The organism is Tenacibaculum aiptasiae (genome assembly GCF_965221665.1).
GTDB lineage: Bacteria > Bacteroidota > Bacteroidia > Flavobacteriales > Flavobacteriaceae > Polaribacter > Polaribacter aiptasiae.
This window is the reverse complement of sequence record NZ_CBDCSN010000003.1, coordinates 1403608-1423346: the sequence shown is the minus strand read 5'-3', so window position 1 is coordinate 1423346 and position 19739 is coordinate 1403608. Positions and strand designations below refer to the sequence as shown.

General features: G+C 31.1%; 12 protein-coding genes and 1 other RNA gene. 11 read left to right on the top strand and 2 right to left on the bottom strand.

The genetic code is table 11. The features are described 5' to 3' along the window. The first annotated feature begins 25 nt into the window (after positions 1-25). The 9 genes from dnaJ (at position 26) to ACOQN8_RS17840 (ending at position 12150) form a co-directional block, all read left to right on the top strand. On the top strand, positions 26-1150 hold the full coding sequence (dnaJ, locus tag ACOQN8_RS17880; protein ID WP_420553734.1) for a molecular chaperone DnaJ: 1125 nt from the start codon (positions 26-28) through the stop codon (positions 1148-1150). A gap of 156 nt (positions 1151-1306) precedes the next feature. After that, an RNA gene (rnpB, locus tag ACOQN8_RS17875) (RNase P RNA component class A) lies at positions 1307-1614 on the top strand. 394 nt (positions 1615-2008) lie between these two features. After that, positions 2009-4786: a bifunctional aconitate hydratase 2/2-methylisocitrate dehydratase gene (locus ACOQN8_RS17870; RefSeq protein ID WP_420553733.1), complete on the top strand. Its 2778-nt coding sequence runs from the start codon at positions 2009-2011 to the stop codon at positions 4784-4786. Positions 4787-4961: 175 nt separating this feature from the next. Further along, positions 4962-7229 carry an aconitate hydratase gene (locus tag ACOQN8_RS17865; protein WP_420553732.1) on the top strand — a complete coding sequence of 756 codons (2268 nt, stop codon included), beginning with the start codon at positions 4962-4964 and terminating at the stop codon, positions 7227-7229. A 92-nt stretch (positions 7230-7321) separates the two neighbouring features. Next, positions 7322-8695, top strand: a complete 1374-nt coding sequence (locus tag ACOQN8_RS17860; protein ID WP_420553731.1) for a YfcC family protein — start codon at positions 7322-7324, stop codon at positions 8693-8695. 1 nt (position 8696) lies between these two features. Beyond that, entirely contained in the window at positions 8697-9845 is a 1149-nt protein-coding gene (gene argE, locus ACOQN8_RS17855; RefSeq protein WP_150901451.1) for an acetylornithine deacetylase, read from the top strand. A gap of 75 nt (positions 9846-9920) precedes the next feature. Beyond that, on the top strand, positions 9921-10592 hold the full coding sequence (locus ACOQN8_RS17850) for a Crp/Fnr family transcriptional regulator (RefSeq protein WP_150901450.1): 672 nt from the start codon (positions 9921-9923) through the stop codon (positions 10590-10592). A 74-nt stretch (positions 10593-10666) separates the two neighbouring features. Continuing rightward, positions 10667-11599 (top strand): hypothetical protein, encoded by a 933-nt coding sequence (locus ACOQN8_RS17845; RefSeq protein WP_272151486.1) that lies wholly within the window; start codon positions 10667-10669, stop codon positions 11597-11599. 77 nt (positions 11600-11676) lie between these two features. Then, entirely contained in the window at positions 11677-12150 is a 474-nt protein-coding gene (locus tag ACOQN8_RS17840; protein WP_420553730.1) for a DUF6495 family protein, read from the top strand. Positions 12151-12165: 15 nt separating this feature from the next. On the opposite strand, the gene ACOQN8_RS17835 is transcribed toward ACOQN8_RS17840, so the two are convergent. Both ACOQN8_RS17835 and ACOQN8_RS17830 read right to left on the bottom strand, forming a co-directional pair. Then, positions 12166-13926, bottom strand: a complete 1761-nt coding sequence (locus ACOQN8_RS17835) for an amidohydrolase (RefSeq protein ID WP_420553729.1) — start codon at positions 13924-13926, stop codon at positions 12166-12168. Positions 13927-13948: 22 nt separating this feature from the next. Next, a complete protein-coding gene (locus tag ACOQN8_RS17830) occupies positions 13949-14632 on the bottom strand; it encodes an SIR2 family NAD-dependent protein deacylase (RefSeq protein ID WP_420553728.1) in 684 nt (227 codons plus the stop codon). Positions 14633-14872: 240 nt separating this feature from the next. Here ACOQN8_RS17830 and ACOQN8_RS17825 point away from each other — a divergent pair, with 240 nt between their 5' ends. Together ACOQN8_RS17825 and ACOQN8_RS17820 are read left to right on the top strand one after the other, a co-directional pair. Then, positions 14873-18262, top strand: a complete 3390-nt coding sequence (locus ACOQN8_RS17825) for a VIT domain-containing protein (RefSeq protein WP_420553727.1) — start codon at positions 14873-14875, stop codon at positions 18260-18262. Positions 18263-18482: 220 nt separating this feature from the next. Further along, positions 18483-19715 (top strand): erythromycin esterase family protein, encoded by a 1233-nt coding sequence (locus tag ACOQN8_RS17820; RefSeq protein ID WP_420553726.1) that lies wholly within the window; start codon positions 18483-18485, stop codon positions 19713-19715. The last annotated feature ends 24 nt before the right edge of the window (positions 19716-19739 follow it).

Genomic DNA, 19739 nt, shown 5'->3' with positions numbered 1-19739 from the left:
ATTGCTAATTGTCAATTGAATTAAAATGGCAAAACAAGATTACTACGAAGTATTAGGTGTTTCAAAATCAGCAACACAGTCTGAAATAAAGAAGGCGTACCGTAAAATGGCGATTAAATATCATCCAGATAAAAATCCAGATGATAAAAACGCTGAAGAAAAATTTAAATTATGTGCTGAGGCTTATGAAGTACTAAGTGATGAGAATAAGAAAGCTCGTTACGATCAGTATGGACATGCAGCATTTGAAGGTGGCCAAGGTGGTTTTGGTGGTGGAGGAATGAATATGGATGACATATTCAGTCAGTTCGGAGATATTTTTGGAGGAGCTTTTGGTGGTGGCTTCGGTGGTTTTGGTGGAGGCGGACAACGCCAAGCCAGAGTTAAAGGAAGTAATTTACGTATTCGTGTAAAGCTTACCCTAGAAGAAATAGCCAATGGAGTAGAAAAGAAGGTAAAAGTTAGAAGGAAGGTTCAAGCTGACGGAGTAACTTACAAAACCTGTACTACTTGTAATGGTACTGGGCAGCAAATGCGTGTTACCAATACTATTTTAGGTAGAATGCAAACAGCAACTACTTGTGGTACATGCCATGGGGCAGGAGAAATGATTGGTAGTAAACCAAATGGTTCAGATGCTCAAGGATTAATAGTAAAAGAAGAAACCGTTTCTATAAACATTCCTGAAGGAGTAACAGAAGGTGTTCAATTAAAAGTAGGAGGGAAAGGAAATGAAGCTCCAGGTAAAAATTCTATTTCAGGAGATTTATTAGTCTTAATTGAAGAAATTCCTCACGAAACTCTAAAAAGAGAAGGAAGTAATATTCACTACGATTTATATATAAACTTTTCAGAAGCTGTTTTAGGAGCGTCAAAAGAAGTTCAAACAGTAACAGGAAAAGTAAAGATTAAAATAGAAGCAGGTACACAATCTGGTAAAATTTTAAGATTAAAAGGTAAGGGATTACCAAGCATTGAAAGATATGGAAATGGAGATTTCTTAATTCATGTGAATGTATGGACGCCACAAGAGTTAACTAAAGAGCAACGTAAGTTTTTTGAGCAAATGCAAGAAGACGAAAACTTTAGCCCGAATCCACAAAAATCGGATAAATCATTTTTTGAGAAAGTAAAAGATATGTTTTCTTAAAAAAAAAGAAAAAATATTTTTTTTTTTTGAAAAACAATTTTATATTTGCAATGTCTAGGAGACGTTCTAGACACTTTTTCTTTTTCATAGCAATTTTCCCACTCAAATTTTGAGTGGGTTTTTTATGAACTAAGACTAAAAAATCACAAAAATATATAAGCAGACCTATCTTATCGACTTATATTTAGTATAAGTAGGAAAGTCTGGACACCAAAGAGTAGCATAGCGGATAACATCCGTCCGGTGTAAACCGAGGACAAGTGCAACAGAAAGTATGTACAGGTAATGCTGTAGTGAAACCAGGTAAACTCTATGCGGTGCAATGCCATGTACATTAGAGCTCGAGCGTTACTCGCGCGATTCTAAGGGGTAGGCAGATTGATTTTACAAGTAATTGTAAAACTAGATAAATGATAAGGGCCTCATTAGAGGAACAGAATCCAGCTTACTGGTCTGCTTTTTTTCTTATTTAGAATCATTATAACAATATTTTTTAACATCTAAAAAACAGTCAATTGTCATATTCGTAATTTTAAGGAGATTAAAACTGCTTTTTTTTAGATTTTTCTCAAAAACTAGGTTTTTAATTAAGTAAATTTATTGTTTTTTGAGTTTTGTTGTTTATTTTTTAATCTCAGGCTAAAATTGTAGTTTTGCTAAGCCTAAAAATTAACAAAATAATTTATATAAAAACATAGCTATAAAAGTTGAAAAGCTTTTTAAAAAGCATTGCGCAGCTAGTTTTTATAAAAGAAAATTTACTAAGTAAAATAATTTAACTGTAGAGTAGTATATCTTTTACAAGTAGAATTTAACCAACTTATAAGTTTTCTTTAATTACTAAAAAATAAACCTTTTATGAACACGTATTCAGATTATCTTAAAGAGATTGAAGAAAGAAAAGGCCAAGGATTACATCCTAAGCCAATTGACGGAAGTGAATTATTAGAAGATATTATTTCGCAAATTAAAGATGTAAATAATGCACACCGTAAAGAGTCTCTTAACTTTTTTATTTATAATGTATTACCTGGTACTACTAGTGCTGCTGGCGTAAAAGCTAAATTTTTAAAAGAGATTATTTTAGGAGAATCTGTAGTGGAAGAAATTTCAGTAGAGTTTGCTTTTGAGCAATTATCTCACATGAAAGGAGGACCATCAATAGCAGTTTTATTAGACTTAGCTTTAGGAAATAATGAAGAGATAGCAAAAGAAGCAGCTAAGGTATTAAAAACTCAAGTATTCTTATATGAAGCAGATACTGAGCGTTTAGAAGAAGCTATGAAATCTGGAAATGCAATAGCTAAAGAAATTATCGAAAGCTATGCACAAGCTGAGTTTTTTACAAAGTTACCAGAAATAGATGAAGAAATAGAGGTAGTTACATATGTAGCTGGTATAGGAGATATTTCTACAGATTTATTATCTCCAGGGGCAGATGCACATTCAAGATCAGATCGTGAGTTACACGGTCAGTGTATGTTTGAGCATAATAAAGAAATGCAACAAGAAGTATTAGCTTTAAAAGAACAGCACCCAGATAAGCGTATTATGTTAATCGCTGAAAAAGGAACAATGGGAGTAGGGTCTTCAAGAATGTCAGGAGTAAATAATGTTGCATTATGGACAGGAGTTCCTTCAAGTCCTTATGTGCCATTTATTAATATAGCACCAGTAATTGCTGGAACTAATGGTATTGCACCAATTTTCTTAACTACTGTAGGTGTAACTGGTGGTATAGGAATTGATTTAAAAAACTGGGTGAAGAAAAAAGATGAAGAAGGGAATACAGTTTATGATGAAGATGGAGAGCCAGTATTAGAGCAAATGTATTCAGTTGAAACAGGAACGGTTTTAACAATTAATACAAAAACAAAGAAATTATATAACGGAGATCAGGAATTAAAAGATATCTCAACAGCTTTAACACCACAAAAAATGGAGTTTATCAAAGCAGGAGGTTCTTATGCAGTGGTTTTCGGTAAAAAATTACAAACATTTGCTTGTAAAGCTTTAGGAATTGATGTTCCTCAGGTGTATGCTGCATCTAAAGAAATCTCGATAGATGGACAAGGATTAACTGCAGTAGAGAAAATATTTAATAAAAATGCTGTAGGAACAACCCCAGGAAAAACATTACATACAGGATCTAATGTTCGTGTAGAGGTTAATATTGTAGGTTCTCAAGATACTACAGGATTAATGACTTCTCAAGAATTAGAAATGATGGCAGCTACTGTTATCTCACCAATTGTAGATGCTGGTTACCAATCTGGATGTCATACAGCTTCAGTTTGGGATGACAAATCTAAAGCAAATATTCCTAGATTAATGAAGTTCATGAACGACTTTGGGTTAATCACGGCTCGTGATCCTAAAGGAAAGTATCATGCAATGACTGATGTTATTCACAAAGTATTAAATGATATTGCTGTAGATGATTGGGATGTAATTATTGGAGGAGATTCTCACACTCGTATGTCTAAAGGAGTTGCTTTTGGTGCCGATTCAGGAACTGTAGCTTTGGCTTTAGCAACAGGAGAAGCTACTATGCCAATTCCAGATTCTGTAAAAGTTACTTTCAAAGGAGAGATGAGAAGTTTTATGGATTTCCGTGATGTAGTACATGCGACACAACAACAAATGTTAAAGCAATTCGGAGGAGAAAACGTATTCCAAGGAAGAATTATAGAGGTTCATATTGGTACCTTAACTTCAGATCAAGCGTTTACTTTTACTGACTGGACTGCGGAAATGAAAGCAAAAGCTTCTATCTGTATTTCAGAAGAAGAAACATTAATAGAATCTTTAGAAATTGCTAGAGAGCGTATCCAAATCATGATTGATAAAGGTATGGATAATGAGAAGCAAGTTCTTAAAGGTTTAGTTGATAAAGCTAACAAGCGTATCAATGAATTAAAAACAGGAGAAAGACCAGCGTTAAAGCCAGATGCAAATGCTAAGTATTATGCAGAGGTTGTTATTGATTTAGATGAAATTGCTGAACCAATGATTGCTGATCCAGATGTACATAATGAAGATCCATCTAAACGTTATACTCACGATACTATTCGTCCGTTATCTTTTTATGAAGGAACAATGCCAGTAGATTTAGGTTTCGTAGGTTCTTGTATGGTACACAAAGGAGATATGCAGATTTTAGCACAAATGCTAAAAAATATTGAAGCACAAAAAGGAGAAGTAGAATTTAAAGCTCCTTTAGTAGTAGCTCCACCAACATATAATATTGTTGATGAATTAAAAGCAGAAGGTGATTGGGAAGTATTAGCTAAGTATGCTGGATTTGTATTTGACGATGATAACCCTAAAGGAGCAGCACGTACTAAATATGAAAACAAATTATATTTAGAGCGTCCAGGATGTAACCTTTGTATGGGGAACCAAGAAAAAGCAGAGCCTGGAGATACTGTAATGGCTACATCAACTCGTTTATTCCAAGGACGTGTTGTAAAAGATACAGCTGAGAAAAAAGGACAATCATTATTATCATCTACACCAGTAGTGGTATTATCAACTATTTTAGGAAGAACTCCTACTATGGAAGAATATGAAGCAGCAGTAGATGGTATTGTATTAACTAAATTTAAGCCATCACAAAAACAATTAGTAATGTAATTTATATTGTTTTTTATAATAAAAGAAAGTCCGAGTTTAAAGCTCGGACTTTTATTTTTTATACTGTTTTTATCAATTAATCAGATACTTCTATTTGTATTAATTATAGTGAAATCAATTCGATTACGTCATTTTTTCCTAACTTTAGACATGTAACAAAAAACTAAACAAACACATGGCTTTTGATATCGAAATGATTAAAAAGGTTTATAGTAAGTTTGAAGAGCGAGTTAATGCAGCAAAAAAACTTACAGGTAAACCATTAACACTTGCTGAAAAAATTTTATATACGCATTTATGGGATGGGGAAGCAACGACTACTTATAAAAGAGGAGTTGATTATGTAGATTTTGCACCAGATCGTATAGCATGTCAAGATGCAACAGCACAAATGGCCTTATTGCAGTTTATGCAAGCGGGAAAGAAAAAAGTAGCAGTACCCACCACAGTACATTGCGATCACTTAATTCAGGCAAAAGTAGGAGCTTCAGTAGATTTACAAACAGCGTTAAATAATTCAAACGAAGTATTTAATTTTTTAGAATCAGTTTCTAATAAATATGGAATTGGATTTTGGAAACCAGGAGCTGGAATTATTCACCAAGTAGTACTAGAAAATTATGCTTTTCCTGGGGGAATGATGATTGGTACCGATTCACATACCGTAAATGCTGGGGGATTAGGAATGGTAGCAATTGGTGTTGGAGGTGCAGATGCAGTAGATGTTATGGCAGGAATGCCTTGGGAGTTAAAGTTTCCAAAATTAATAGGAGTAAAGTTAACAGGTAAGTTATCAGGTTGGACGGCTCCTAAAGATGTAATTTTAAAAGTAGCAGAAATCTTAACGGTAAAGGGAGGAACAGGAGCAATTGTAGAATATTTTGGTCCAGGTGCTACAGCTATGTCTTGTACAGGTAAAGGAACCATATGTAATATGGGAGCTGAAATAGGAGCAACTACTTCTACTTTTGGTTATGACGATTCTATGGAGCGTTATTTACGTGCTACTGATAGAGATGATGTAGCTGATGCAGCAAATGCAATTAAAGAATATCTTACAGGTGATGCAGAGGTGTATGCAAACCCAGAAAAATATTTTGATCAGGTAATTGAAATTAATTTATCAGAATTAGGACCTTTATTAAATGGACCATTTACACCAGATTTATCTACTTCAGTAGGTAAAGAAATGACAGAAAAAGCAACAGCTAATGATTGGCCATTGCAAGTAGAATGGGGGTTAATAGGTTCATGTACAAATTCATCTTATGAAGATTTGTCTAGAGCATCATCAGTAGCACAACAAGCTCTGGATAAAGGATTAAAAACCAAGGCAGAATTTGGTATTAATCCAGGGTCAGAGCAAGTTCGTTATACGGCTGAGAGAGATGGTATTTTACAAGTTTTTGAAAATTTAAATGCTAAAATTTTTACCAATGCATGTGGTCCATGTATAGGTCAATGGGGACGTTATGAAGATCCAAAAAATGCACCTAAAAATTCTATAGTACACTCATTTAATAGAAATTTTGCAAAACGAGCCGATGGAAATCCGAATACACACGCTTTTGTAGCTTCACCAGAATTAACAGCAGCTATTGCAATAGCAGGTCGTTTAGATTTTAATCCATTGACTGATAAATTAATCAATGAAAATGGAGAAGAAGTTATGTTAGATGAGCCTACAGGATGGGAATTACCTCCAAAAGGATTTGAAGTAGATGATAATGGCTATTTAGAGCCTATAGAGGATGGAAGCGGTGTAGAAGTTGTGGTAAACCCTAATTCAGAGCGTTTAGAGTTATTAACGCCATTTACACCTATAGGAGATGAAATTAAGGGCGCAAAATTATTAATCAAAGCTTTTGGAAAATGTACTACAGATCATATTTCTATGGCAGGACCTTGGTTACGTTATCGTGGGCATTTAGATAATATTTCTAATAACTGTTTAATTGGAGCGGTAAATGCCTATAACAAGCAAACGAACTTTGTAAAAAGCCAAATTACTGGAGAATATGATGCTGTTCCTAAAACGCAAAGAGCATATAAGGCAGCAGGAGTTAAAACTATAGTTGTTGGAGATCATAATTATGGAGAAGGTTCTTCACGTGAGCATGCAGCTATGGAGCCTCGTCATTTAGGAGTTGTAGCAGTGTTGGTAAAATCATTTGCTAGAATTCATGAAACAAACCTTAAAAAACAAGGAATGTTAGGATTAACATTTGCAAACGAATCTGACTATGATTTAATCCAAGAAGATGATACATTTAATTTCTTAGATTTACATGAGTTCGCTCCTGGTAAACCTTTAACTATAGAAGTGGTACATGCTGATGGTTCTAAGGATACAATTTTAGCAAATCACACTTATAATAAAGGGCAGATAGAATGGTATAAAGAAGGCTCAGCATTAAATTTAATAAAAAAGCAGAATGCTTAATTTTCTAAAAATCAAATATTTTATATAGAAAGTGCAGTTTTTAACTGCACTTTTTTATTTTTGGGATGAATGATAATTCTTAAACAATACTTTTGAAAAAAATTAAAATCCCTCATGCTTTAACTTTACTATTTGTTATCATAATATTGGTTTCTGCATTTACGCATATAATTCCAGCAGGAAAATTTGAAAGAGTTTTAGTAGAAGGAAGGAATAGAGTAATACCAAATTCATATGAGGTAATTCAAAGTACACCTGTAAGTTTTTTCGATATTTTTAAAGCAATTCCTTTAGGTTTTAAAACGGCAGTAAATATAATTTTTATTGTATTGGCAGGAGGAATTATGTTTGGTGTTATGGAAAAAACACAGGCTATAGAGAATGCAGCAGGAACTTTAGTGAAGAAGTTAGGAGATAAAAAAAGGTATCTTATCGTATTTTTAATTACTTTTTTTTATGGTTTTCTTGGAGTTTTTGTAGGATACGAACATAATATTGCTATGGTACCTCTAGCAGCAGTATTAAGTATAGCTATTGGAGGCGATTTAATTTTAGCAGCTGGTATTTCAGTGGCAGCAATTACCGTAGGTTTTGGGTTATCACCGATAAACCCGTATACAGTAGGAATTGGTCATAAAATAGCAGAATTACCTTTATTCTCTGGAGCTATATTACGAACTATATTATGTTTGCTAGCGTTAGGAGCATTAGCATTTTATAATATTCGTTATTTAAAAAAAATAACTGATAATCCAGAAAAATCTTTAGGAAAAGGATTGGATGAAAACGGAATAAAATTATCCAAATCTATCTCAGAATATACAATTACTAAAAGTAATTACTTAGTTTTAAGTGTATTTGTTATTGGTTTAGGAATTATACTTTGGGGTGTATTTAAACACAGTTGGTATTTTACAGAACTTTCAGCAATATTTTTAATGATTGCAATAGGAAGTGGTTTAGTATCAAGAATGAACCCAACAACTTTTAGCGAAACAGTATTAGAATCGGTAGCAAAAGCAGCTCCAGGTGCTTTTATGGTAGGTTTCGCAACTACAATTAAAGTGTTAATGGATATGAGTAATATTAGCGATACCATATCTTTTGAAATGGCGAATTTATTACAGGGATTACCTCAGTTTTTTGCTGCAGTTGGTATGTCAATATCGCAAGGAGTAATCAACTTATTTATTCCTTCAGGTAGTGGACAAGCATTGGCAACACTTCCAGTAATGATTCCTTTAGGAGAAGTATTAGGATTAACTAGGCAAACAACAATATTAGCATTTCAAATAGGAGATGGAGTAACCAACTTGGTAAATCCTACTTTGGGCGGACTCATAGCTATGCTAAGTATGTGTAGAGTTCCTTTAAATAGATGGTTTAAATTTATTTTGCCCTTGGTAATTATAATATTAGTACTTTCATGGACTATTTTAACTATTGCTACTTTTATAAATTATTAAAATGACAGCCAAAGAAATCTTAGCAAAACTTGTGAGTTTTGATGTATTGAGTAAACAAAATAATTTATCTATAGCCAATTGGATTAGCGACTATATTAACCAATACGGTGTAGAAACAGTATATGTATACAATGAAGAGAAAACACAAGCTTCGTTACATTGTAGAATAGGACCAGCTGTTGATGGAGGTATTATTTTATCAGGACATACTGATGTGGTACCTGTAAAAGGCCAACCATGGAATACCAATCCGTTTGAATTAATAGAAAAAGAAGGTAATTTATATGGAAGAGGAGCTTGTGATATGAAAGGATATATTGCTTGTTTTTTATCAGTATTGCCTCAAATGGTAAAGGCTAACTTATCAGTACCAATTTATTTTGCTATTTCTTATGATGAAGAAATAGGATGTTTAAGAGCGCCAGAATTAGCAGAACATATAAAATCCTATTATACAGAAAAACCTAAATATGCTATTATAGGAGAGCCCTCAATGATGCAACCAATTGTTGGACAAAAAGGAATTTTGTATGTCGAAACAAAAGTAAATGGAAGTCAAGGTCATAGTAGTAGAATAGAGAAGGAAGTAAGTGCCATTCATGAAAGTACTAGATTAATTCTTTGGTTAGAAAACAAAATGAAAGAATTATCGCAACAAAATAGAAATGAATCATTTTTACCTCCACATTCAACAATGCATGTGGGGCAAATAAAAGGAGGAATAGCTACCAATGTTGTGGCGGGAAATACTACATTTCAATGGGATGTTCGTTCAATACCAGAAGATAGTATTATGGATATTGTAAACGATTATCAAGAGTATTGCAATGAACTTCAGAAAGAAAAAAGAAAACTTTTTCCAGAGTTTAAAATAGAAAATACGTTATTGCATCCACCGGTTCCGGGACTTCAAACTAGCGAAGAGGCTTCTATAGTAAAACTTATTGCTGAGGTTACAGGAAATACCAAACCTAGTTATGTGGCCTATGCTACAGAAGCAGGGCAATTTGCAGAAGCGGGCTTTGAAAGTATTATTTGTGGACCAGGATCAATAGAACAAGCACATAGAGCCAATGAATTTGTATCTATAGAACAATTAAACCTCGGTGTTCAAATGATTGAAAATATTATAAAAAAGATTAGTCTTTAAAACTCTGGATATTACCAGAGTTTTTTTGTAATGAATTTTAATCTTTTTCGACATACCCTAATAAATGCCTTAACTATGAGAGCTCTGTGGTACTTCGAAGAAGTTAATTTATTTAAAATACTATGCCCGCATAAATATTCGGAGTATAAGGCTGGGCATGAGTTTAATTCCTACAAAAAAAGCGATTATATTTATTTTGAAGATGATGCAGCAACAAAATTGTATTTGATTGATGAAGGGAAAGTAAAAATAGGGTACTATACAGAAGAAGGAGAGGAAGTAATCAAAGCAATATTAACCAAAGGAGAATTATTTGGAGAGAAAGCAATTTTAGGAATTGAAAAAAGAAATGAGTTTGCGCAGTCTATAGATAATCAAACACTTATTTGTCCTGTAGCTAAAGATACGATGCATGACTTAATGAGAGATAATGCATCTGTAAGCTTTAAGATATATAAGTTTATAGGATTGCGAATGAAAAAGCTAGAAAGAAGATTACAATTACTTTTATTTAAAGATACTAAAACAAGATTATTAGAATTCTTCAAAGATCTTTGTGAAGATTATGGATATGAATGTCCAGATAATGGAGATCACGTAATAAAACATCCATATAGTCAAAAAGATATAGCTACTTTAATTGGTACTTCACGTCAGACATTAAACTCAATTATGAATGAGTTAAAACAAGAAAATGTCATAGAATTTAATAGAAAAGAATTAAGACTTCGAAAAAATATAGCCTAAGTGTCAGCTAGCTGACATTTTAAAAAAAATGTAGGATATAACTTTGTTTTTGTAAAATTTAAAATACAAAAACAATGAGAAAAATAGTAATGAGCCTAGCGGCATTAAGTATCGTAACTTTTACTTCTTGTAGCGACGATAACGATAATGTAGCAACGACTAAGACAGTAACACAAGCGTTTCAAAACTTACCAGATTTAGGAGCTAATTATGTATATGAAGGATGGCTAATTGTAGGAGCTGAAAAAATTTCTACAGGAAGATTTTCTCATACAGAAGGAGCAAATCATACAAGTGGTTTAATAGATGTAACAAAAGTAAATACAGCTACAGAATATGTACTTACTATTGAATCTGCTAATGAAACTGGAGCAGATTTATCTTCACCAAGTGGATGGATTTTTTCAAAAGGAGCTTTTACTAACACTACAGCAACGCCATCAACAAATGATGCTTTATATAGTGGATCAAGTAATTTAGAAACAGCAACTGGACAAGCTTTCTTAAAAGCACCTTCAGTTGGAACAGTAGGATCAGATGCTAACGGAATTTGGTTTATAGATGCTTTACCTCCAACAACAGGTGGGTTTACTAATTTACCAACTTTAGGTAACGGATGGATTTATGAAGGATGGGTTGTTGTAAACGACAATTCAGGTAATCCAACTCCAGTATCAACAGGAAGATTCTCAGATCCTAATATGGCAGATGTAAGCTTTTTTGGAGCAGCAAATAACAATGAATTTAAAGGACCAAATGGTGTACCACCTTTCCCAGGTGAAGATTATATCGTAGACCCTAATAATAGATACCCTAATGTGACTTTCCCTATCGATTTAACGAATGCAACAGTAGTTATTTCTATTGAACCAACAACTAATGATGCACAAGCACCATTTGGTTTAAAACCTTTTGTTCAAGCTTTAAGTAATCAAGCAGTATCTACTGCGTTTACAGTAGCAAATACATATGCTGGTAAAGCAATTTCTGGTACAGTTACTAGATAATTATAAATTTTATATGGATTTTCTAATTTGTTCGGAAATTCAGATATTTGAACCGCCTTATAAAAGGCGGTTTTTTTATGAAATACAGACAACTTACTAAGGAACAATTTGAAGGATTACACGAAGAGTTTGCACGTTTTTTAGCATCACAAAGTATTGATGCCAAAGAGTGGAAACAATTAAAAGAAGAAAAACCACACGTAGCTGAAGACGAAATGAATGTTTTTAGTGATGTTGTTTGGGACGATGTACTTACGAGAACCGAGTATTTAGAGCACTTTTCTCCTAAGGTTGTTAATTTATTTAAATGCGATGAGGAAGAAATGCATCGTATTGTAATAAAAATCGATAAAGATATTAATGTATTAGAGCAAGAAGGATTTGAATGGTTGATGAAAAATCCTAATGATGAGAAGATTGAGTTTTTTACAGGAGCTAAAAAATACACAAACGAGAGGAATCCTGAAATTTTCGATTTAATAGAAAAAGGAAGTGCTATATCGAAAGGGGAGTTGTTTGAGTATTTTAATAAACTAGTTTCAAAAAGCTAAGAGAATCCTTAAACATTAATAGGTGACTTTATTTCCATTAATAAATGTTTGAAGGCATTTAATGGTATGTAGTTTCTCTGTTTTTATTGAATAAGGATTTTTATCAAGAACAATAAAATCCGCATACTTTCCTTTTTCTAAAGAACCAATTTTGTCTTCTTTGTGTATTTGATATGCGGCATTTATAGTTAAGGTTTTTATAGCATCAAGAAGATTTAATCGTTCGTTGCCACCAATTAAACTATCTTTTTTAGTTTTTCTTTCAATTGCTGTTTGAATTAACCTAAAAGGATTACTTTCAAACATGGGTTGATCAGCATGTAATGTACTTACTATGCCAGTATTTAAAGCAGATTTGATAGGTAATATTTTAGAAGTCCTTTCTTCACCTAAAATAGAGGTGTTTAAAGCATCTCCATAATAGAGTAAATGGTTTATGTGAAAACTGGGAAATAAGTTTAGTTTTTTTATTCTTAATAATTCTTTTTCAGGTAAAAGCAAACAATGCTCTAAGCGATGTCTAGAATTTTTAAAATCTAATTCTTTATCAAGCTCTTCAAAAGCATTAATTACTTCAGTATTTGCAGCATCACCCTGGGCATGAATAGCTATTTGCCATCCATTATTATGGTATTTTGAAATAAACTCTTTCAATTCATCATTATCAATCAAAGCTTTTCCTTTAGAGTTAGCAGGAATATGTAATTTGTTTTCAGTTAAGTCAGAGATTAAATAAGGTTCATTAATATACATAGAGCCTGTATATGGAGAACCATCATACCAGTGTTTAATTCCTATAATATCATAAAAATCGTTAGTCTTTCCTTTTGTTTCAGGTAAAATATAAGTCATATCATGACGTACATAAATAAAATGACGAGGAGCAGGTTTTCTTTCTGGTAATTGACCAATTAAAGCTAAAAAGTTACCTAATAAACTTGGTGTTTTATCAGATAAATGCTTCATTAAAATAAGAGGTTTACTATCGTTTATAGTTAAACCTGTAGAGACTATAGTGGTATTCCCATTTTTAGCATAATTCAACATTGTTTTTTCTGAAGAATTACTTAATACTTTAGGAGTAAGTACTTCTTTTTTTAGTTTTTCTATAAAAGGTTTGAAAGCTTCTTGTTCAACAATAAGGCCTGTTAAATTTCCTTTAGCATCTTTTTCGTAATAACTGTTTTTTGAAGGGTTTGCAGTATTTTTGGTAATAGCTACACTTTCTAAGGCTTTAGAATTCACCCAATAACTATGTAAACTTTGACTAAAAATAATAACAGGATTGTTAGGGGAAATTTTATCTAAGTATTGTAATGTTGGAGTATTTAAATCACTAACTAAAACGGGGTCTAAACCTTTAAAAATAAGCCATTCGTTTTTAGAAGCTTTAGAGGCGTATTTTTCAAAATATTTCCATACTTCTGCATTATTTTTATGCTTAAATCCAGATAAATCATACATGTTTTGAAAAAACATAGATAAAGCAAAATGAGTATGAGGATCAATAAAACCCGGCATTATGGTTGCTCCTTTAAGATTTATTTTTTGTAAATCTTCATTTTTGAACTCAGGAAAATTTTTAAGCTCTCCAATTTCTTCAATTACGCCATCAGTAACTAGCATGGCATTTGCAGTAGGTTGTTTATTATTAACCGTAATTATATTAGCATTATAATAAAGCGTTGGAGGTGCCTTTTTAAAATCTTGCTTTGATAATATCCATCCAGAAATTAAAAATAGAAGAATAAGGCTTAATAGAATTTTCTTTTTCATGGATGAGAAATCTTAGCGTTTTTTATATTAAATGCTCTATTAGTTTATCGGTACCTAAACTAGCAACGTCTTTAATAACGGTTAAGTTGTTCATTGAGTTACTACTCATTGCAGGTTTAGGATCTATAAAATAAATAGGAGTATTTTCAGGAGCATAATCAATTAAACTAGCTGCTGGATACACCTGCATTGATGTACCAATTATAACGAGAATATCAGCTTGTAAAGTAATTTCAACAGCTTTTTCAAGCATAGGAACTTCTTCTCCAAACCATACTATATGGGGGCGTAATTGAGAATTTTGTTCGCATAAGCTACCTAAGGTAATATCAGAATCCCAATTATAAACTAGGTGTTCATGTGCTGTACTTCTAGCTTTTAAAAGTTCTCCGTGTAAATGTAAAACATTAGAGCTTCCAGCGCGTTCATGCAAATCATCAACATTTTGAGTAATAATATCTACCTGAAAATGTTCTTCTAGCTTTACTAAATTAAAGTGTGCTTCGTTTGGGCTAACTTCCAATAATTGTTTTCTACGTTGATTGTAAAAGTCTAATACCAATTCAGGGTTTGCACGAAAACCTTCGGGTGAAGCTACTTCATAAATGTCATGTCCTTCCCATAAACCATCAGCATCTCTAAATGTTTTAATTCCACTTTCGGCACTAATACCAGCACCAGTCAACACTACTAATCTTTTTTTCATGAGACTAAAATATGAAATTTAGATTACTAGTAGCTAGTGAGATGGATCAAAGGTTTTTGATCTACATAGAAAGTTTTTATGGTTCGATAAAGTATAAAAACCAAGTTAGTTTATAACGTTATGAAATGTTTTCCTTTTTTACAAGAGAGGCTTTACTCATTAAAAAGAGATGTACACTCATTTTTAATATTATTTTTCAAGTTAAATGCTGAGTTTTATCTGAAATTTAATGCATCTACTATGAAAAAAGTACTACTAATAAGCCTGCTATTATTTAGCCTTAGTGTTTTTACACAAAAAATACCTAAAATAACTTTAAAAGATTCTGGAGAACTAAAATTATCTAGTCTAAAAGTAAATGTTAGTATTACGGGTAATTTTGCTACTACTACTTATGATATGGAGTTTTATAATGGACTAGATAGAACACTTGAAGGGGAGTTAGTATTTCCTTTAGGAGAAGGAGAATCAGTATATAAGTTTGCAATGGATTTTAATGGAGAATTAAGAGAGGCAGTAGTTGTTGAAAAAGAATTAGCTAGAGTTGCTTATGAAACTACGGTTAGACAAAATATTGACCCAGCGCTTTTAGAAAAGGCATCAGGTAATAATTACAAAGCAAGAGTATATCCAATTTTGCCTAAGAAAAATAAAAGAGTTGTTTTAACATATGAAGAAGAACTATCAACAGTTAATGATAAATTAGTATTTGAGTTACCAATAGGAATTAAGGAACTTATAAAGGAGTTCTCTTTAGACGTTTTTATTTCTGGAATAACAAATAAACCAACTATTAAAAGTGAGTTTTCTAAATATATCCATTTTATTAAAAAAGAAAATGGAATGAGTGCATTTTTAAATGAAAAGAATGTAATTCCTCAAAAACCAATTAAAATAGAGATAAAAAGAAATTTAAAATCAGAAAAGACACTAACTTACTTAGATTATTTTTATAGTTTAATTCCTTTAAAAAAAGAATCAAGAAATAAACAGAAACCAAAAAGGTTAAGTATTCTTTGGGATACATCTTTTTCAATGAGAAATAAAGATTTGAATAAAGAAGTAGAACTTTTGGATATGTATTTTAACTATTTACAAAATATAGAAGTTGAGTTTGTTTCTTTTAGTAATGCAATAAATAAAAAAGAAAAATTTGTTATAACTAATGGTGAATGGAGTAATCTTAAAAAGGAAATACAATCTATAACTTATGATGGAGGAACTAATTTAGAAATATTAAAGACTCTAAAATTAAAGTCCAATGAAATACTTTTATTTTCTGATGGTCTAGTAAATTTAGGAAGTATAAAAGAGATTAAGAAAAAAACAATTTATACAATTAATTCATTACAGTCCGCAAATCATTTTCTATTAAATAAAATTGCTACAGATCAAGGAGGTGTATATATAAATTTAGGAAAACTTAATAGTGAAGAAGCAAATAGATTTTTAAAACAAGAAGTGTTACAATTCTTAGGGGTTAAAAGCTCTGCCAATATTGAAGAGGTGTATCCAAAAGATAGAGTAAATGTTACAGGTGACTTTATAATTTCTGGAAGATTTAAAGAGAATCCTTCAATAGAATTGAAATTTGGATATCAAGGAAAAGTCTCAAAAATAGTAACTCTCAATTTAAAAGATTCTCAAAAATCTAATAATGTTAAGAGACTTTGGGCAAAAGAGAAATTGAAGTATTTAAATAATGAAAAAGAAGAAAACAAAAAGAAAATAGTTTCTTTAGCAAAGCAGTATCATTTGATAACAGATTATACTTCAATGTTAATTTTAGATAGAATTGAAGATTATGTCAAATATGGTATAGAGCCACCAAAAGAGTTAAGGTTACCTTATAAAGAATTATTAAAAGAAAAAGAGGAGACTCAAGTTTTAGAGAAAGAGGATATTAAAGATAGAAAAGAAGATCTTTTTGATCAATATGAAGAAATTAGAGATTGGCACGAATTAACTTACCCAAAGAAAATTAGAATGCCTCAAACGTCAAGAGTTATAAATACTAGTACAAATGAAGTAAATACTACAATTAATACTAGAACTAATGATAGTTATGTAGATGTGCCCACAACTGACATAGATTATTCTAAAAAGGTTGTTAAAGGTATTGTAAGTGATTCATCTGGTGCTTTACCAGGAGTTACTGTAATAGTTAAAGGAACTACTAAAGGAGCTGAAACCGATTTTGATGGTAATTATACTTTAAATGTAGAAGTTGGTGAGGTTTTAGTTTATTCTTTTGTTGGATATTCAACCAAAGAGGTTGTTGTAAATAGTAATAATATTGTAAATGTAAAACTACAAGAAGATAACTTACTTGAAGAGGTTGTTGTTGTGGCTTATGGGGTGAAAAAAGAGTCAAAATCAGTAAGTAGTAGTGTAATAGAATCTTTAATAGGTAAATCTTCGGGAGTAAAGATTTCTCAAAATAATGAGGAAGACGCAAACGTTTCTTTAAAAGAAAATAATTTATTGAGTCAAAATGACCCAATGTATATAATTGATGGAATTCCAGTAGAAAAGAGTTTTGTTGAAAAATTAAACTCCAAAGAGATTGAGACTATAGAAGTAATAAAGCCTTTTAATGCAACAAAACTTTATGGAGCAAAAGCAAGAAATGGCATTATAATCTATATAACCAAAGAAGGAAAAGAAATTAATGAAAAAGAAATTGATAAATTAAACTCATTGATAGAAGAAAGAATAGAATTAAAAGTTTGGAACCCAAAGACTCCATATTTAAATGTTCTAAAAAGTGAAACTTCAATTTTATCTGCTTATAAAAAGTATTTAGAGATTAGAGATGATTATTCTAATAGTCCAATGTTTTACATAGATGTAGCTGATTTTTTTGATCAAAAAGGAGAAAAAGAACTAGCAATTAGAGTTCTGACTAATTTAATAGAGATTGATTTGGATAATTATGAGCTTATAAAAGCATTGGCATATAAGTTAGAGTATTTTAAAGAGTATGATTTAGCAAAGCAAATTTATAAGAAAGTACTAGAGTTGAGACCCGAAGAGCCACAGTCATACAGAGATTTGGCATTGATGTATGAATTAACAGGTGATTATCAAGATAGTTTTAACTTATTATATAAGATTTATAAAGGAGAACTTTTAGAAAAAGATATCGATGAACGGTTTGACGGTATAGAATCTGTTGTCTTTGTAGAACTTACAAAATTAGTGTCTAAATATGGAAATAAATTAAAGTTGAGTAAATATCAGAGAAAGTTTTTTAAATCAATACCAGTAGATATACGAATAATTGTTGATTGGAATCATAATGATACTGATCTTGATTTATGGGTTGTTGATCCAAATGGAGAAAAAGCCTATTATAAGAACCAAGAAACATTAATTGGAGGGAGAATGTCAACTGATATGACTGAAGGTTATGGACCAGAAGAGTTTATGCTAAAAAAAGCTATTAAAGGAAAATATAAAATTATGGTCGATTACTATGCTGATAATGTTCAAAAAATATCTGGACCTACTATTTTAAAATTGAATGTATATAAGAACTATGGAAAAAGAAATGAAGAAAAACAAATAGTTATTGTGAAATTAGATAAACAAGAGGATTATATTGAGATAGGGAATTTAATTTTTTAAAATAATTTAGAGTCTATATCAATTTTCGAAACGATTTTTAAAACACCAATCATTGAAATGATTCTTTTATGGAGGACTAAAATATGAAATTTTAGTTTCCTTTTTAGAAGGCATTAGTTTATTTGAATTAGATAATTTTTGAGAATATTAGTATTGATTTTCTCAAAAAAATATTGAGATACATTTATATTTGAAGTCAAATCAAACTTAAAAATAAACTATGAAAAAACTGACAATATTATTGTTGTTTATTTCTTTTATAACAAAAGCACAATCAGTTAAAAATCAAATATTAGAAAATCTTTCAGAAATAAAATCTGTAAATCCAAAGGATACTAATTTTTCAGATTTAAAAAAGATAGGGGATGCAATAGGTAACTCTAAAATTGTTTTTTTAGGAGAACAAGATCATGGAGACGCTACAGCGTTTGAAGCAAAAACTCGAATTATAAAGTATTTGCATGAGAAAAAAGGATTCAATGTATTAGCTTTTGAAAGTGATTTCTTTAATATTAATAAAAAGTCTGATGAGAATAAACCAATAGAAGAAATTGAGAAAAGTATTTTTTCGGTTTGGTCAAAGTGTGTTCAAGTAAATCCACTGTTTAGTTACATCAAAAACCAACAAAAAAAGAATCCAATAACGATTAGTGGATTTGATTGTCAAATAGGACAGAATTTAGAAGAAGATAGAATTAGTTTCGTTAGTGAGATGGAAAAATATATTGAAAAAGAAATAGATGTTTCTACTATTGATAACTATAATTTATTTAGAGAAACATTAAAAGATGTGATTTTCTTTGTTAAAAAAACAAAAAAGAAAGACGCTTATTTTAAAAAGGTAAAAAAGAAAACACAAAAAAAGTTTTTCCAAACTCTGATAGAAATAAAAAAGGGAATCAAGAATAAAGAAACTTTTTTATTTAAAAATCTAGAAAATATAGAATCTTATGCTAAGATGGCATGGGGGAATAAAGAATATAGACAAGGACGCGATACCCAAATGGGGAAAAATATTTTATGGTTAGTAGCTACAAAATTTCCAAATGAAAAAATAATTTTTTGGGCGCATAGTGCACATTTAGTTAAAGGAAAATCAAGTATAAATTCTTATACAAAGACTTCTGCGGGTAAGTACGCTATTGATAGATTAAATGCAAATGAGGTTTATAGTATCGGGTTTTCCTCTAGAGTTGGGTTTACAGATAGAGTAAGTTTAAATACTAATATTGAAGGTTATAAAATTATTAATGCTCAAAAGGAAGGTTTTGAAAGTTGGGTTTATTCTAAAAAACTCCAGTATGCTTTTATCAATTTCAAAGCTTTAAAAAATAATTCAGAAACATTCCATATGAAAGGATCTAGTCATTATAGTTATAAAAATAACTGGTTAACTGCTTTCGATGGTATTTTTTATATAGATGAAATATCACCTTGTATAGAAGAAAAATAGGAAACTATAATTTTAGTATGTTTG

What these genes read in the sequence shown, in the direction of transcription:
- argE (WP_150901451.1), top strand. Translation starts at nt 8,697, where the DNA reads ATGACAGCCAAAGAAATCTTAGCAAAACTTGTGAGTTTTGATGTATTG.
- ACOQN8_RS17850 (WP_150901450.1), top strand. Translation starts at nt 9,921, where the DNA reads ATGAGAGCTCTGTGGTACTTCGAAGAAGTTAATTTATTTAAAATACTA.
- ACOQN8_RS17870 (WP_420553733.1), top strand. Translation starts at nt 2,009, where the DNA reads ATGAACACGTATTCAGATTATCTTAAAGAGATTGAAGAAAGAAAAGGC.
- ACOQN8_RS17865 (WP_420553732.1), top strand. Translation starts at nt 4,962, where the DNA reads ATGGCTTTTGATATCGAAATGATTAAAAAGGTTTATAGTAAGTTTGAA.
- ACOQN8_RS17835 (WP_420553729.1), bottom strand. Translation starts at nt 13,926, where the DNA reads ATGAAAAAGAAAATTCTATTAAGCCTTATTCTTCTATTTTTAATTTCT.
- dnaJ (WP_420553734.1), top strand. Translation starts at nt 26, where the DNA reads ATGGCAAAACAAGATTACTACGAAGTATTAGGTGTTTCAAAATCAGCA.
- ACOQN8_RS17825 (WP_420553727.1), top strand. Translation starts at nt 14,873, where the DNA reads ATGAAAAAAGTACTACTAATAAGCCTGCTATTATTTAGCCTTAGTGTT.
- ACOQN8_RS17820 (WP_420553726.1), top strand. Translation starts at nt 18,483, where the DNA reads ATGAAAAAACTGACAATATTATTGTTGTTTATTTCTTTTATAACAAAA.
- ACOQN8_RS17830 (WP_420553728.1), bottom strand. Translation starts at nt 14,632, where the DNA reads ATGAAAAAAAGATTAGTAGTGTTGACTGGTGCTGGTATTAGTGCCGAA.
- ACOQN8_RS17840 (WP_420553730.1), top strand. Translation starts at nt 11,677, where the DNA reads ATGAAATACAGACAACTTACTAAGGAACAATTTGAAGGATTACACGAA.
- ACOQN8_RS17845 (WP_272151486.1), top strand. Translation starts at nt 10,667, where the DNA reads ATGAGAAAAATAGTAATGAGCCTAGCGGCATTAAGTATCGTAACTTTT.